The 16,306-nt window shown below is 41.5% G+C and carries 16 protein-coding genes and 1 riboswitch; of the genes, 1 reads left to right on the top strand and 15 read right to left on the bottom strand.

All coding sequences use genetic code 11. The features are described from left to right. Window positions 1–11 precede the first annotated feature (11 nt). From purH to purC, 8 genes are read right to left on the bottom strand one after another with little or no spacing between them, the layout of a single operon-like run. A complete protein-coding gene (purH, locus tag IGJ39_RS05810) occupies window positions 12–1,544 on the bottom strand; it encodes a bifunctional phosphoribosylaminoimidazolecarboxamide formyltransferase/IMP cyclohydrolase (protein ID WP_029594273.1) in 1,533 nt (510 codons plus the stop codon). Then, window positions 1,541–2,119 (bottom strand): phosphoribosylglycinamide formyltransferase, encoded by a 579-nt coding sequence (gene purN / locus IGJ39_RS05805; RefSeq protein WP_019724550.1) that lies wholly within the window; start codon window positions 2,117–2,119, stop codon window positions 1,541–1,543. Before purN ends, purH begins: the two co-directional genes overlap by 4 nt. Then, entirely contained in the window at window positions 2,116–3,159 is a 1,044-nt protein-coding gene (gene purM, locus IGJ39_RS05800; RefSeq protein ID WP_019724551.1) for a phosphoribosylformylglycinamidine cyclo-ligase, read from the bottom strand. Before purM ends, purN begins: the two co-directional genes overlap by 4 nt. A 30-nt stretch (window positions 3,160–3,189) precedes the next feature. Then, window positions 3,190–4,629 (bottom strand): amidophosphoribosyltransferase, encoded by a 1,440-nt coding sequence (gene purF / locus IGJ39_RS05795; protein WP_071867134.1) that lies wholly within the window; start codon window positions 4,627–4,629, stop codon window positions 3,190–3,192. Continuing rightward, a complete protein-coding gene (purL, locus tag IGJ39_RS05790) occupies window positions 4,614–6,836 on the bottom strand; it encodes a phosphoribosylformylglycinamidine synthase subunit PurL (RefSeq protein WP_019724082.1) in 2,223 nt (740 codons plus the stop codon). Before purL ends, purF begins: the two co-directional genes overlap by 16 nt. Next, window positions 6,837–7,511, bottom strand: coding sequence for a phosphoribosylformylglycinamidine synthase subunit PurQ (gene purQ / locus IGJ39_RS05785; protein ID WP_019724081.1), 675 nt, complete (start codon window positions 7,509–7,511; stop codon window positions 6,837–6,839). Window position 7,512: 1 nt separating this feature from the next. Further along, window positions 7,513–7,767 carry a phosphoribosylformylglycinamidine synthase subunit PurS gene (purS, locus tag IGJ39_RS05780; RefSeq protein ID WP_010735683.1) on the bottom strand — a complete coding sequence of 85 codons (255 nt, stop codon included), beginning with the start codon at window positions 7,765–7,767 and terminating at the stop codon, window positions 7,513–7,515. A gap of 3 nt (window positions 7,768–7,770) precedes the next feature. Continuing rightward, window positions 7,771–8,502: a phosphoribosylaminoimidazolesuccinocarboxamide synthase gene (purC, locus tag IGJ39_RS05775; protein WP_019724080.1), complete on the bottom strand. Its 732-nt coding sequence runs from the start codon at window positions 8,500–8,502 to the stop codon at window positions 7,771–7,773. A 256-nt stretch (window positions 8,503–8,758) separates the two neighbouring features. Between purC and IGJ39_RS05770 the strand changes: the two genes are divergently transcribed. After that, on the top strand, window positions 8,759–9,136 hold the full coding sequence (locus IGJ39_RS05770; protein WP_010735685.1) for a hypothetical protein: 378 nt from the start codon (window positions 8,759–8,761) through the stop codon (window positions 9,134–9,136). A gap of 141 nt (window positions 9,137–9,277) precedes the next feature. Here IGJ39_RS05770 and purB read toward each other — a convergent pair whose 3' ends face one another. The 7 genes from purB to IGJ39_RS05735 form a co-directional block, all read right to left on the bottom strand. Continuing rightward, complete coding sequence (gene purB, locus IGJ39_RS05765) at window positions 9,278–10,573, bottom strand: adenylosuccinate lyase (RefSeq protein WP_034690182.1); 1,296 nt, start codon at window positions 10,571–10,573, stop codon at window positions 9,278–9,280. A 13-nt stretch (window positions 10,574–10,586) separates the two neighbouring features. After that, window positions 10,587–11,711 carry a 5-(carboxyamino)imidazole ribonucleotide synthase gene (gene purK / locus IGJ39_RS05760; protein ID WP_019723456.1) on the bottom strand — a complete coding sequence of 375 codons (1,125 nt, stop codon included), beginning with the start codon at window positions 11,709–11,711 and terminating at the stop codon, window positions 10,587–10,589. Further along, complete coding sequence (gene purE / locus IGJ39_RS05755; protein WP_010735688.1) at window positions 11,704–12,192, bottom strand: 5-(carboxyamino)imidazole ribonucleotide mutase; 489 nt, start codon at window positions 12,190–12,192, stop codon at window positions 11,704–11,706. The genes purK and purE overlap by 8 nt, the downstream gene beginning before the upstream one ends. Window positions 12,193–12,633: 441 nt before the next feature. Further along, window positions 12,634–13,938, bottom strand: a complete 1,305-nt coding sequence (locus IGJ39_RS05750; RefSeq protein ID WP_019723457.1) for a nucleobase:cation symporter-2 family protein — start codon at window positions 13,936–13,938, stop codon at window positions 12,634–12,636. Window positions 13,939–13,940: 2 nt separating this feature from the next. Continuing rightward, entirely contained in the window at window positions 13,941–14,522 is a 582-nt protein-coding gene (locus IGJ39_RS05745) for a xanthine phosphoribosyltransferase (RefSeq protein WP_019723458.1), read from the bottom strand. Window positions 14,523–14,608: 86 nt separating this feature from the next. Continuing rightward, window positions 14,609–14,706: riboswitch (purine riboswitch) on the bottom strand. Between the two features lie 276 nt (window positions 14,707–14,982). Beyond that, complete coding sequence (locus IGJ39_RS05740) at window positions 14,983–15,660, bottom strand: hypothetical protein (protein WP_010735691.1); 678 nt, start codon at window positions 15,658–15,660, stop codon at window positions 14,983–14,985. A 24-nt stretch (window positions 15,661–15,684) separates the two neighbouring features. Beyond that, window positions 15,685–16,299 carry a glycoside hydrolase family 73 protein gene (locus tag IGJ39_RS05735; RefSeq protein WP_019723459.1) on the bottom strand — a complete coding sequence of 205 codons (615 nt, stop codon included), beginning with the start codon at window positions 16,297–16,299 and terminating at the stop codon, window positions 15,685–15,687. Between the last annotated feature and the right edge of the window lie 7 nt (window positions 16,300–16,306).

The following is a 16,306-nucleotide window of genomic DNA, read 5'->3' as shown; positions in this document are numbered from 1 at the left end:
TCCGCTCCTTCTTAATGTCTAAAATGACGCACGCCGGTAAATACCATTGCGATACCATACTTGTTTGCCATATCGATCGAGGCTTGATCCTTGATACTTCCTCCAGGCTGGATGATTGCTTTGATGCCATGCTTCGCAGCGTATTCGACAGAGTCATCCATTGGGAAGTAGGCATCACTTGCAAGCGCAGCTGTTTCGGCTTTAGCACCAGCTTGTTCGATCGCAAGCTTGACCGAACCCACACGATTCATTTGGCCCGCACCAATACCGAGGGTTTGCTGTTGATTTGCAACGACGATCGCATTTGATTTCACATGTTTGACCGCTTTCCAAGCAAAAGCCATCGCTGCTTGCTCTTCTTTGGTGGGTTGACGATCGGTGACTACGGTCCAACTTTCTGGTTCTTCCATTGCACGATCATCTTGTTGGACCAGTAAACCTCCTAAGACAGAGACCATTTCGTTAGCATTTCCTTCCACATTCGAGAAATCGACTTGCAACAGGCGGAGATTTTTCTTCGTTTTCAGTACAGCTAGGGCCTCTTCACTGTAACTAGGAGCGATAATGATTTCTAAAAACAATTGAGTCATTGCTTGTGCACTAACCAAATCGACTTCCCGATTCAATACGATAATGCCGCCAAAAATTGATACCGGATCAGCAGCATAAGCAGCTTCCCACGCAGAGAAAATCGTCTCGCCACTTCCGATCCCACATGGATTCATATGTTTCAACGCAACGACAGTTGGTTCCGTGAACTCTCTCATGATACGTAACGCAGCATCCGCATCACGAATATTATTGAAAGAAAGTTCCTTACCGTGCAATTGTTCCGCACACGCAATCGAGTAGCTCGATGGTAAAGCCGCTTGATAAAATGCTGCTTCTTGATGGCTATTCTCGCCATAGCGAAGGTCTTGTTTGCGCGTATAAGTAAGGGTTAGATTCTCAGGATCTTTTTCACCCACAGCTTCTGTGAGATATTGACCAATCAACGCATCATAAGCAGCCGTATGACGAAAAACTTTTGCTGCTAACTTTCTACGTGTCTCAAGGCTCGTGTGACCTTCTTGCTGGATTTCTGCTAAAACGATCCCATAATCAACGGGATCAACGATGGCTGTTACGAAAGCATGATTTTTTGCAGCACTTCGCAACATGCTCGGTCCACCGATATCAATATTTTCGATCGCATCTGCTTCGGTCGTTTCTGGTTTTAAGATCGTTTCCTTGAATGGATAAAGGTTGACACAGACAATATCGATTGGTTGGATGGCTTCTTTTTCCATTGCCTCCATATGGCTTTCACTATCGCGACGCCCTAATAATCCTCCGTGGATTTTTGGATGTAAAGTTTTTACTCGGCCATCCATCATCTCAGGAAAACCAGTCACTTCATCGATAGAAATGGTTTCGATTCCTGCTTCTTCCAAAGCTGTTTTAGTTCCACCTGTGGAAATGATCTCTATACCAGCAGCACGTAGTCCTTTCGCAAAGTCAATGACCCCAGTCTTATCTGAAACACTTATTAACGCTCTTGTCATTTTTTTACATCTCCCATATTTACTATATTTGCAATCACTTCTGGAAAGATCTGATGTTCGATCTGATGGATTTTTTGTTCCAATGTAGCTAATGTATCTTCTTTTTCGATCATCACTTTTTCCTGGCGAATGATTGGTCCAGTATCCACCCCACGATCGATATAATGGACAGTCACACCTGTTTCCTTCACACCCGCTTCAAAAGCATCGCGAATCCCATGAAGACCTGGAAAATTTGGTAATAACGAAGGATGGATATTGATCATTTTATTTTCGTAAACAGACAGTAAACCTTCACCAACGATTCGCATATAGCCTGCCAATACGATCAAATCAATCTCTCGGTTTGCTAATTCTTCAAGGATCGCTTGTTCGTACTCCGTTTTGGATGCAAACTCTTTCGGTGAAAAACAGGCGCTCGGAACTTGCGCTTTTTTTGCCCGTTGTAAAACATAAGCATGTGGCTGATCACAAAACAACCACTCGATTGTCGCAGAAAGTCGGTTCTTTTTAAAATAATCGACCAGCGCTTGAAAGTTACTGCCATTTCCTGAAGCAAAGACGGCAATCTTCATTTTTTCCCCTCTGCGATCACGACTTTTTGCTCCTCAAACGGTACGACTTGACCGATTTGATAGACTTCTTCGCCAGATTCACGGATTTGATCAATGATTTCACTCGCATGTTCAGGAGCAACTGCAATGACCATTCCAATGCCCATGTTAAAGATCTCATACATTTCATGTGCAGGGATCTCACCATACTTTTGCAAACAATCGAAGATCGGCAAAACTGGCCAAGTGCCTAGATCGATGCGGGCAGCAACATTTTCTGGCAACATCCGCGGAATATTCTCAATGAACCCACCACCTGTAATATGTGCGGCACCTTTGATCTTCTCTTTTTTGATTAATGGCAATAAAGTCGAAACATAGATTTTTGTCGGTTCAAGCAACACATCTGCCAAAGAGGTATCCAACCCTTCGATCGATTCTTCTAATGAAAAACCTTGCTGTTCAAAAAAGATTTTACGAACCAAAGAGTATCCATTGGAATGGATGCCACTAGAAGGCAAACCTAGCAGGATATCACCTGTTGTGATCGATTGACCAGTAATCAATTGCGCTTTTTCCGCAATCCCTACCGCAAAACCTGCCAGATCATAATCGTCCCCTTGATACATACCTGGCATTTCTGCTGTTTCGCCACCGATCAATGCCATGTTTGCTGAAACACAACCAGTAGCAACGCCTGCTACGACTTTTTCTAGACGTTCTGGATCATTTTTACCTGTTGCCAAATAATCTAAAAAGTATAAAGGTTCTGCCCCTTGTGCCAAAATATCATTGACACACATCGCGACACAATCGATACCGATCGTTTCATGGCGATCTGCGGCGATAGCTACAGCTAACTTAGTACCCACACCGTCTGTCCCGGAAACTAAGACAGGTTCTTTTAATTGGAATCCACTAAGGTCAAAGCAGCCACCAAAGCCTCCTAATGCGCCCATCACACCGATTCTTTCTGTTTTCTTCACATGTTTTTTGATGCGATCCACGACTTCATAACCCGCTTCTACATCCACACCCGCTTTTGCATAAGCATTACCCATTTGATTACTTGCTCCTTTCATTTGCTCCGTTTAAAAAAAAGATACTTTTTCTTTTAAAGATTCTTGGTATTTTTCTTCGTAGTCATATAGCGGTGTCGGATAATCGCCGTTGAAATAAGCCATACATAAACCTGAATAAGGGGCATCTTTTTGTAGGCCGATTGCTCCAATCAAGCCTTCTTCACTCAAGAAATCCAACGAATCTGCGCCGATACATTCTCTGATCTCTTCGATGGAATGATTCGCTGCGATCAGTTCTTTTCTCGTTTGGATGTCGATCCCGTAAAAACATGGATATTTCAATGGTGGAGATGCGATCCGCACATGGACTTCCTTTGCTCCAGCTTCTTTTAATAGATTGACGATTCTTCGGCTGGTCGTGCCGCGAACGATCGAATCATCGACCATAATGATTTTTTTTCCTTCCACAACGCCCCGAACCGCAGAAAGTTTCATCCGCACACCTTGTTCTCTTAATTCTGGGGTTGGTTGAATGAACGTACGTGCCACATATTGATTTTTCACCAAGCCGATTTCATATGGGATACCACTTGCTTCAGCATAACCACTGGCTGCTGACAACGAAGAATTGGGCACACCAACCACCATATCTGCTTCGATCGGCGCTTCAGCCGCTAAACGTCTCCCCATATTTTTACGTGCTGTATGCACATTGATCCCTGCAATATCAGAATCCGGACGTGCAAAGTAAATATATTCCATGGAACAAATCGCCAATTGAGTATCTGTCGTGTATTGCTCGATCGTATAGCCATCATCATTGATGATCACGATTTCTCCTGGCAAGACATCACGTACAAACCGCGCACCGATCCCTTCCAACGCACAGGTTTCAGAAGTAATGACATATGCGCCATTTTTCATTTGACCGATAGCTAACGGGCGAAAACCATTAGGGTCTAGTGCCGCAACCATAGCGTCTTCTGTCAGTAATAAGTAAGCAAATCCGCCTTTTACCTCAGCCAATGCTTCCTTTAATCTGTCTAAAAATGTTTCTTCGTTACTACGACGGATCAAATGCATCAAGATCTCTGTATCTGAATTTGAATGAAAGATAGCACCATCTTTTTCTAAAGACGTTCGTAAAGAGCGAGCATTCGTCAGATTGCCATTATGAGCCAACCCAATCGATTGATCGTAAAACTTGAATAAAAAAGGTTGGATATTATCCACACTGCCATTGCCGGCGGTAGCATAGCGAACGTGACCGATCGCTGCTTGTCCAGATAAAGCTGCTAGTTTTCTTGGATCTTTGAATACCTCTGAAAGAAGCCCAAGATCACGGTGACCATATAATTTCCCATCATCATTTGATACGATGCCAGCGCCTTCTTGCCCACGATGCTGCAAACTATGCAACCCAAAGTAAGTGACATTGGCAGCTTGAGGATGTCCCCAAACACCGAACACTCCACATTCTTCATTGATGCTTCTTACTTCATAAGACATTCGATTGCTTCCTCCCAAGACTGTTTCGCCGAAGCGACTGCCAAGTCAACTCTTCCATCATTTGCTTGTATCACCAATTGTTTTTCATCCGTTACGTGACCAAGAAGTGTCACACGCTCACCAGCTAATGTTTCAAAGGCTTGTTGGTTTTCTTTTGTTACTGATACAATAAAACGCGATTGTGATTCAGAAAACAGATGAGCAGCTGGCAGATCAACTCTCGTTGAAACACCAAAACCATTTGTGAACGCTGATTCCGCAATAGCCACCGCTAACCCACCTTCTGCACAGTCATGCGCACTTTGGATCAGTCCAGCTTGGATTGCTTCTAACATCAAGGTCTGGTTTTCTTTTTCGGTAGTTAGATCAAAATGTTCCACCATTCCTTCGATTCTACCTAGCTGTAGCTTTTGTAATTCACTACCGTTAAAGTCTGCAAACGTCTGGCCGATCACATAGATCACATCTCCTGCTTGTTTGAACTCTTGGGTAGTGATATGTTCGTGGGCTTCGATCAATCCGACCATACCGATCATCGGCGTTGGATAGATCGCTTGGCCATCTGTCTCGTTATATAGAGAAACATTTCCTGAGATCACGGGTGTTTCCAACATTTCACATGCTTTGGCAATTCCATCAGCTGAGTACGATAACTCCCAGAATACTTCTGGTTTATCCGGAGAACCATAGTTCAAACAATCCGTAATCGCTAAAGGTTGACCACCACTTGCGACAATATTTCTTGCTGCTTCCGCAACAGCAATCTGACCACCAATTTCTGGATCTAGATAAATATAACGAGCATTACAGTCTGTCGTCATCGCTAACGCTTTTTTGGTCCCGCGAATACGCAAAACTGCGGCATCACTACCTGGAGCAACCACTGTATTGGTTTGGACACGCGAATCATACGTCTCATAAATCGAACGTTTTGATGCGATCGTCGGTTGCTTCAACAACGCAGTCAATACTTCATTTGGATCAGAGATCACTGGTTGGTATTGACCTAATTCACGGAATTTTGCCATCCGTCCTGGTTCAACCATTTCTTTCTGATAGACAGGCGCATCTTCTGCCAAGGCATCTACCGGAAGATTGGCTACTTCTTTTCCATGATGATACAAACGGTACTGACCATCATCTGTTACTTTTCCAATCGTCACCGCGTCTAGATCATATTTTTGGAATAGTGCTTGGACACGCGCTTCTGAACCAGCCTTCACACAGATCAACATCCGTTCTTGGGATTCAGATAACATCATTTCATAAGGGGTCATCTGCGATTCACGCTGCGGTACATCGTCCAAGGTCAATATCAAACCAGAGCCTGCTTTTGAGGCCATTTCTGAACTTGATGAAACAAGTCCTGCCGCACCCATATCTTGGATGCCGACAAGAATGTCTGAGTGGTCCAAAATCAATTCCAAACAAGCTTCTAACAATAATTTCTCCATAAAAGGATCGCCCACTTGCACAGCTGAACGTTGTTGTTCTTCTTCCTGACTAAATTCTTCGGAGGCAAATGTCGCACCGTGGATACCATCCCGACCTGTCTTAGCACCTACATACATGATCGAATTGCCAACACCTGATGCTTGTCCTTTTTGGATATCTTTATGATCGATCAACCCAACACACATGGCATTTACCAATGGATTCCCCTCATAACAAGGATCAAAGGCGATCTCACCACCAACTGTCGGTACGCCGATACAATTACCATACCCTCCGATACCAGCAACAACTTCTTCTAACAGGTATTTTGTACGAGGATTATCTAATTCGCCAAAACGCAGTGAATCAAGTAGAGCAATCGGACGTGCACCCATACTGAAAATATCACGAATAATGCCCCCAACACCTGTTGCTGCGCCTTCATAAGGTTCGACTGCCGAAGGATGATTGTGGCTTTCTGCTTTAAAAACCACTGCTTGTCCGTCTCCGATGTCAACGATCCCCGCACCTTCACCAGGCCCTTGTAAGACATTCGGCCCACTTGTTGGGAATTTTCTTAAGATCGGCTTGGAGTTTTTGTAAGAACAGTGTTCACTCCACATGACTGAGAACAAACCGGTCTCCGTATAATTCGGCATCCTACCTAAGATGTCTTCTTCGATCATCCGGTATTCTTCATCCGTCAGTCCCCATTGCGTATAAATCTTTTGTTCTTTGATTTCTAATGCAGTTGGCTCCATCATTGTTTTCATTTATGCAGTCACCTTTCCGAAATTCTTCAATAGCGAAGCGAAGAAACGTTTGCCATCTTCTGAGCCAAGTAATGCTTCCATTGCTCGTTCTGGGTGGGGCATCATCCCTAACACATTTCCTGCTTTGTTTGTAATCCCTGCAATGTTGGCCACACTGCCGTTGATATTTTCTCCCTCGTAGGTAAACACGATTTGGTTGTTGTCGATCAGTTCTTGAAGCGTCTCTTCGTCACAAAAATAATTGCCTTCTCCATGGGCCACCGGCAACTGGATCACTTCATTTTTGTCATACTCTGAAGTAAAGGATGTTTGATTGTTGACTTTCAGTGACGCTGACTTACAGATAAAACGTAGTGAATCATTTCTTCTTAATACGCCTGGTAGCAATCCAGCCTCCGTCAATACTTGGAATCCATTACATGTACCAAAAACAGGTTTTCCTTCTTCCGCAAAACGAATCACTTCATCCATGATTGTTGAAAAACGAGCAATCGCTCCACAACGTAAGTAATCGCCGTAAGAAAAGCCGCCAGGGATCAATACTCCGTCATACCCTTCAAGAGAAGATTCGTCATAACGAACATAGTCTGCTTCTGCGCCCATCACATCACGGATCGCCCAAAGCAAGTCCGCATCACAATTCGATCCAGGAAAAACAATCACGGCAAATTTCATGCTAAACTTCCTCCATTTTGTTGATTTCATAACGATACGTTTCCATATTGACATTTGCTAATAAACGATCGCAAATCGCTTCGATCGTTGCTTCTACTTCCTCTTCACTAGCTGAGACTTGGATTTCAAAATACTTCCCGATACGAATATCTTCAATGTTGTCGTAGCCTAAACGATGTACCGCATTTTTAACTGCCTCTCCTTGTGGGTCTAATACTGAGTCTTTATATGTTACGTACACTTTTACAAAATACATGATTTATTCTCCTTTATTTTCGAGTGATAATTGATTTAAACGATCGAGTACTTCTTGATAGACAGGAATGATGTTGCCGATCTTTCGCCGGTAGACATCTTTATCCATATGTTCCTTAGTGGTAAGATCCCATAAGCGACATGTATCCGGAGAAATTTCATCTGCTAATTCGATCTCGCCAGTCGCAGTACGTCCAAATTCCACTTTAAAATCGACTAATCGTAAATTGATTTTTTGGAATAGTTCCATCAGATGGTCATTGATTTGCAACGCTTGTTTTTTAAGCTCCGCTATCTCTTCAGGCGTTGCTAACCCTAAGAACCCAACGTGGGCATCATTGATGAAGGGATCATCTAGTTCATCTTTTTTGTAATAAAATTCAACGATCGGTGTCGGTAGCACTTGCCCTTCTTCTACTCCTAGGCGTTTTGAAAAACTTCCAGCTGAAATATTTCTGACGACCACTTCTAAGGGAATGATCGACCGTTTTTTAATCAATTGTTCGTTTTTTGACAATTTCTCAATAAAATGATTTTTTATTCCTTGATTCGATAAGTATTCAAAAATAGTACTTGTGATTTGATTGTTCAATTCTGCTTTCCCTTGCATTGGGTCTTTCATTCCACCGTTGAGGGCAGTCACTTGATCTAGATACTCCACCCACAGGACAGTTTCATCATTCGTGTTAAACATTCTTTTTGCTTTTCCTTCATAGAGCAAGTTCTGTTTTTCCATGTCTACGACTCCTTGTTTGTTAACGTTGTATTACCAACACACATTATTTGTTCGTCTTTTCACTTTAAATTTTACCAAGGGTCAGGAATCAAATCAATACAAAAGTGTACATTCAAACCATTAAAAACATTTAATGTTCGTCTTTCGTGCTTTTATTAAGAATAGTTGTTCTTCGTTAAGAAGCGTTTACACATTTATTGATTGGTGATATAGTAGATTTAAAGAAAACAGTTAGAGGTTTCAAGGAGGTAACTAAATGGAAGATCCAAGTACGTCTGCCCAACGCTTTTTACTCGATTTATCTGTTGAAGAAAAATCACGCTTATACAATGATCTACTTGCTATCAAAGATGTTGATGCCTGCATGAAGGATCGAAGTTTTTATACATTTAGAAAACTTCGCCGTGCAGCAAAACGACAATCGGAGTGTCGAAAACGAACATTCCATTACTTGACCCAAAACAACCATGAACTAGTGATCAAACAAATCCATGAGCAAAAGTTATTCAAACATCATTACCGATTGCTCGTGACCTTCGATCAACAAGAATTTGGCTATACATTTGTTGAAACATTATTGAATCTTCTACATTCCCAACATTTCAATTTGGGTCATCAAATGGCTTATGCTTAAACCAAAAAGAACATCCCTCAGAAGTTAGTCTGAAGGATGTTCTTTTTTTCTTGCATTTAAAAAAATAGTTCTAGCTAGTGATTGTTCGGTTTTTCTCGATCAGTCGAGAAACATTGTTAACATCTATTCTTACTGAATGGTTTATGCTAAACCGACACGTTCAAAAATGACATCCACATTTTTCATATGGTGGTTGTAATCAAATGCTTCAGCGATTTCTTCTGGTGTCAAAACAGAAGTGATCGCTTCGTCTTCTTCAAGTAACGGACGGAAGGACACTTGGTTATCCCAAGCATACGCTGTCTTAGGTTGAACAAGATCATAGGCTTCTTCTCTTGTCATCCCTTTATCAATCAACTTCAACATGACACGTTGGCTATAGATCAAACCAAATGTCGCATCCATGTTACGTTTCATGTTTTCTGGGAATACCGTCAGATTTTTAACGATATTGCCAAAGCGGTTCAACATGTAATCAAGTAGGATCGTTGTATCAGGTAGAATGATCCGTTCTGCAGAAGAATGGGAGATATCTCTTTCGTGCCACAATGAAACATTTTCATAAGCGGTAATCATATGCCCACGGATCACTCGCGCTAAGCCAGCCATATTTTCTGAACCGATCGGATTACGTTTATGTGGCATAGCAGATGAGCCTTTTTGTCCTTTAGCAAAAAATTCTTCGACTTCTCGTGTTTCCGATTTTTGAAGTCCACGAATCTCTGTCGCAAAGCGTTCGATACTGGTCGCAATTAATGACATCGTCGCAAAATATTCGGCATGTAGATCACGTGGTAAAACTTGCGTCGATACTTCTTGCGGACGGATGCCTAGTTTTTCGCAGACATATTCTTCAATGAACGGAGGGATATTCGCAAACGTACCAACAGCACCGGAGATTTTCCCTGCTTCTACGCCTTTTGCTGCATGTTCAAAACGTTCGATATTTCGTTTCATCTCAGAATACCAAGTAGCTAATTTAAGGCCGAAAGTCGTTGGCTCAGCATGCACACCATGCGTACGTCCCATCATGACTGTATACTTATGCTCTTTGGCTTTTTCACCAATGATCGCTGTGAAACGTTTCAAATCTTCGCGCAAAATATCATTTGCTTGTTTGATTTGGTAACCATAAGCTGTATCAACCACATCTGTACTTGTTAATCCATAATGGACCCATTTACTTTCGTCGCCAAGTGTTTCCGAAACTGCTCGAGTAAAAGCAACGACATCGTGGCGTGTCGATTGCTCAATCTCTAAAATACGAGCGATATCAAAAGACGCGTGTTCACGGATTTTCGCTACATCTTCTTTAGGTATTTCTCCTAATTCTGCCCAAGCTTCATCAGCAAGTATTTCAACTTCTAACCATGCTTGATATTTATTTTGCTCTGTCCAAATATTGCCCATTTCAGGTCGTGTATAACGTTCTAACATCAACTATTCTCCTTTAGTCCCAAATATTCGTTTTTTCGATTTCTTTCAATGTCGACTCGATATCTTCTGTCAAAATCGTGATGTGTCCCATCTTACGACCTTTTTTCGCTTGTTTCTTGCCATAGAAATGAAATTTCCAATCTTGTTTTTTCGCAATCAAATTGTAACTTTCTAAGAGTTGTTCCCCTAAAACGTTGACCATGACTGCATCACTTAACAATGGGACTTTTTTAGGTAAAGGCCAACCGCAAATCCCACGAATATGCGCATCAAATTGTGTCATTCCGCATGCTTCTAAGGTGTAATGTCCTGAATTGTGTGGACGCGGTGCCAATTCATTCACATACAATCCACCAGTCTTCGTCAAAAACATTTCGACGCCCAGTGCACCGGACAAACTCACTGCTTCAGCAATCACTTTAGCAATTCTTTCTGCCTCTTCGATCACATCCGCTGAAACAGTTGCTGGCGCAATCGTTTCATGGAGAATATTATTACGGTGGATATTTTCAACAACTGGAAATGTCGTATATTGCCCTTGCCCATTGCCTGCGACCATGATCGATAGTTCTTTTTCAAACGGAATCCAAGCTTCTAATACGCAAGTTCCTTCTCTTAAAAGATCCATCGCAGGAGCTAAGTCCGCTCGACTCTTCAGTACATATTGCCCCTTACCGTCATACCCGCCTCGAGTTGTTTTCAAGACACAAGGATAACCGATACCATCGATTGCATCTTGGATATCTGTGGGACTGACGATTGTTGCATGTGGAGCGATCACGATATTATTTGTTTCTAAAAATGATTTTTCTAGTAGACGATCTTGCGTGATCGCCAACAAATCTGTTCCTTGAGGAATAAATGACATCGGCAAAATCGCATTCAGTGCTTCCACACTCACGTTCTCAAATTCGTAGGTGATAACCTCAGTTCGTCTTGCAAGTTCTTCTAGAGCAAATGTATCATCGTAGGAACTTTCAATGTGCCAGTCCGCTACTTGAGCAGCCGGACAATCATTCATCGGATCAAGTACACCGACTTTGAATCCCATTTCTTTTGCACTGATCGCCATCATGCGACCTAACTGTCCACCACCGACGATTCCGATCGTCGAGCCTGGTAATAATGGTTTAACCAAGTTGATCACTACTTTCTATTACAGATTCAACCGACATTGCGCGTCGTTTCGCTAATGCAGCCTCCAACTCTAAATCATACATTGAAAGCATCTGTATCGCAAGTAGACCGGCATTAATTGCGCCTGCTTTTCCAATCGCTGTCGTCGCCACAGGCACGCCGCCTGGCATTTGGACAATGGATAGCAAAGAATCCAATCCGTTCAATGTTCGGCTTTGAACAGGAACACCAATAACCGGTAATGTCGTCTTTGCAGCAACCATCCCTGGTAAATGAGCTGCTCCTCCCGCACCTGCAATAATCACTTTTATACCTTTTTCTCGAGCTTCTTCTGCATACGAAAACATCAAATCTGGTGTTCGATGTGCTGAAACTACTTTCTTTTCAAAAGAAACGCCAAATTCTTCAATAATCTCACACGCATGTTTCATTGTCTCCCAATCCGAGATGCTCCCCATTATTACAGAAATTTTTGCAGCCATTCGTTTCTCCTCTCGATTCGTATTCACTTATATTTTATCAATCGCCCCCCTGTAAATCAAGATAAATTCGAATGAAAAATAGATAAAAAGGTTTATTGTTCGTCTTTAACAAATCAACTCTTGCTTGTTGAAATCAAGTTTTTTCTGGTCCAAATCATTTGTTTTTTTTAAGGATATAACACTTTTCTTCATGTATCCAAAATGCAGAGAGAATCTGTTCATGAATTTGCTACAATTAAAAAATTCGTCTGGGAAATTCGTCTTCTCGCACCACCTAAAATCGAATAAACGGCAGGAACAAAAGTAAACTCTTCGAAAATAAGGCACCATCCACAAAAATTTGAAAAACAAATTTCGTGGATGGCGCCTTATCTCTCTAAGCTAAAAAGGTCTCTACCTTATTCAGTTACTAGCTATGATTTATAAAAGTGATCTACATCATTACTTCAATGCTTCTTTAATGATTCTCTCGTCTTGTTTTAGTCCGTTAAAAACTAAGTTCAACACAATTGCTGTGATACTGCTCATAACGATCCCATTTCCTGTGAACATTTGAACTGTTTCAGGTAACTGGCTGAATAATTCGGGCATCAAATTGAAGCCTAAACCAAAACCAATCGACACTGCAGCAATCAATAAATTTTTGTCATTTGTAAAATCTACTTCTAATAACATCCGGATTCCTTGGATCGCCACCATTCCAAACATGACCAACATCCCGCCACCAAGGACTGGTTCAGGTATGATTTGAGCCACTGCGCCGATTTTAGGGAATAGACCCAAGATGATCAAAAAGAAAGCGGAAAAGTAAATGGGTTTTCTTGTTTTGATTCCTGAAAGTTGTACCAACCCGACATTTTGCGAAAATCCTGTATAAGGAAATGTGTTAAAAATACCACCTAAGATGACGGCTAACCCTTCTGCTCGATAGCCTTTTTTCAACTGCTCTTCCCCGACTTTTTTTCCAGTAATATCTCCTAAGGCAAAATAGACGCCTGTTGATTCTACCATACTTACCATTGAAATGATGATCATCAATAAGATCGACCAGATTTCAAATGTCGGTTTTCCAAAGTAAAAAGGTTGCGGTACGTGAAAAACAGGGGCTTGTCCAATTGCTCCTAGATCGATTCTACCTAAAAAGGCAGCTAAGATACTTCCACCGATCAGACCGATCAGCACAGCGATCGATCGAATAAACCCTTTGCCTAATAATTGCACACCAACGATCAGTAGGATCGTGACAAACGCTAATAATAAATTCGTCAGATCACCAAAGCCTGGAGCAGTTGCACTGCCGCCACCCATTTTTTCGATGGCTACTGGAATCAACGTCAAGCCAATCACTGTAATCACTGTTCCAGTAACAATCGGCGGAAATAGTTTTTTGATCTTTGAAAAGAAACCAGCAACTAGCACAACAAAAATCCCTGATGCGATGATCGAGCCATAGATTGCACCGACACCTTCAGTACTACCGATCAAAATCAACGGTGCAACTGCTTGGATCGCACAACCTAAAACAACTGGTAAACCAATCCCGAAAAAGCGATTGACAGTTAATTGTAAGAGCGTCGCTAATCCACACATGAAAATATCGATTGAGATAAGATAAGTCATTTGTTCTTGATTAAATCCTAGACCCGTACCGATCAATAACGGTACAGCGACTGCTCCCGCATACATCGCTAATAAATGCTGTAACCCTAAGACTGCTGCTTTTCCATTTTGTGTTTCTTTCTCCACGCTTACGCATCCTCCTCAAGAAAATCTACTTGACCATCAGAAAGTGATGCTACGCGGGCAAGCGAGACCACTTTTAAGCCCATTTCTTCAAGAAGTTGACGACCGTCTTGGAAGGATTTTTCAATGACGATCCCGATTCCCTCCACACTCGCACCTGCTTGTTGGCACAATTCGATCAACCCTTTTGCCGCTTGACCATTCGCTAAAAAGTCATCAATGATCAATACTTTATCTTCAGAAGACAAGAATTTACGAGAAATCGATATCGTGCTTGTTACTTGTTTCGTAAATGAATAAACGGATGCCGTCAATAATTCTTCATCCATCGTCAAACTTTTGGCTTTTCTTGCAAAGATCATCGGTACGCCGAGCTCTTTAGCCGCAAATAAAGCAGGGGCGATACCAGAAGCTTCAATTGTCACCACTTTAGTGATTCCTTGTTCTTTAAATACTTCCGCAAAACGTTGGCCCATTTGTTCCATCAACACTGGATCTACCTGATGGGTAACAAAACTATCTACTTTCAACACGCCTTCACCCAAGACTTGTCCATCTTTATTGATACGTTCAACTAATTCTCTCACTTTATTTACTCCTTTTCTTGCTAAATTCATGCCACTCAAAATAGAAAAAAAACATCTCTACTGCTCATGTATAAGCAAAAAAGATGTTTCACTACTTTTTCACTTATAGTCCAACATTTACGGTGCTGGCTAGAAACTGTCATCCTTATTATGACGATATATAAGTTGTTCGATATTCGATTGATAAATGATATTTTTAGAAACAAAATAGTTTAATTTTTAAACGATGAAAACAGTCTAACACTTGTTTCTGAAACTTACAACTATATTTCTTGTTTTTCTCATGAAGGATTTATCTTTAGATTAGACTTGATAAACCTCATAGTTTCATCCTAGCAAACAAAATAGTATTTATGAAATAAAGCAACCTATCCCATAAAGGAAAAGGTTGCTAAAGCCAAGTTTATATCGATAACTATTATCTATGGTTGGTTGAATGATATTTATTTTCGTTTGGTACTCAATTGGTTTTCTCGATTTTTCGATACTTGTCCATTTTACGACTGAATAACTCTCCGCTACTAGGTGGTGTGTAGGTGATTGCATTGGCGCCAGCTTCAATCGTTTCTTTGATGCTTTCTTCCGTGGGACCTCCAGTCGCAATAATTGGTAATTCTGGGTACTTTTCTCGGAAAAAGCGAACAGTGTCTGCTGTATCTTTTCCCGCACTGATATTGATGATCGTAATGCCTGCTGCCAATTTTTCGTCGATTTCCGAGTATTTAGACGTGACTGTACTGATTACCGGTATATCAACCACTTGACAGACATCATGGACAGTCTCTACTGGTGTTGGACCATTCAAGACTACGCCTAATGATCCTTGTGCTTCTGCAAAAAGGCTCATATATGCCGAACGCATCCCTTGTGTCAAGCCACCACCGACACCTGAAAACACAGGGATATCCGCTGCTTCAATGATGCTTTTCGTAATCGCCGGATGGGGTGTAAAAGGATAAACTGCGATCACTGCATTTGCATTGGTGTTTCTGATGATCGCAATATCCGTGGTGAAGATAATCGAACGTATCAACTTGCCAAAAATTTTAATACCACTTGCTTCCATAATGACCTCTGGGACTCTCACGATATCCTTACGTAATTCTGTCATTATTTCTGGAACAAATAAATCTGCCATCCGTCCACTTCCGTTCTTTTCTGATTATTGATCGTATTGATTTAACTGGTAAGTTTCAATCACATGTATGATTTTATCAGCATATGTCGGATCTGTCGCATATCCTGCCGCCTGTAACGCATGAGCTGCTTCAATATAATTGGTCGCAGTGATCACATTCGCATACAATGCAGGATTCCAATCGACACCATTGACAAATAAAGCTGTGTGGTCATCCATTGATTGTTCCCACGAAGAATAGACTCGAAAGTCTCCTTGGATGGTGATCCATTCTTCATTGATATATTCTTTTGTTTCCAGATTGACTTTTTCTTCGTTCCCAAACGCTTTGATTCCAAACAAGTTCTTATATTTACTGGCAAGCGTACTATTGCCCCAATCAGATTCAAGGATGGCTTGCCCAATAATGATACTTGGCAAAACGCCATAGCCTTGTTGTAGTTCTTTCGCATGTGGAACTAATGCGTTGATAAATTCCTGATGAGTCAGTGTTTCTTGTTGCTGTGCTTCTGTAGAGTAGGGCGATGACAAACTTCTCAAAGAAAAAACAAAAGCCATCATGATCAACATACTCCCTAAAACTACAGCAAACCAGCGATTATTTTTACGCCTTTGTTTTTTCCCTTTGTTTTTTGCCATCTCTTAT

The organism is Enterococcus sp. AZ140 (genome assembly GCF_051714405.1).
GTDB lineage: Bacteria > Bacillota > Bacilli > Lactobacillales > Enterococcaceae > Enterococcus_B > Enterococcus_B pernyi.
This window is presented reverse-complemented; position numbering and strand designations above follow the sequence as displayed.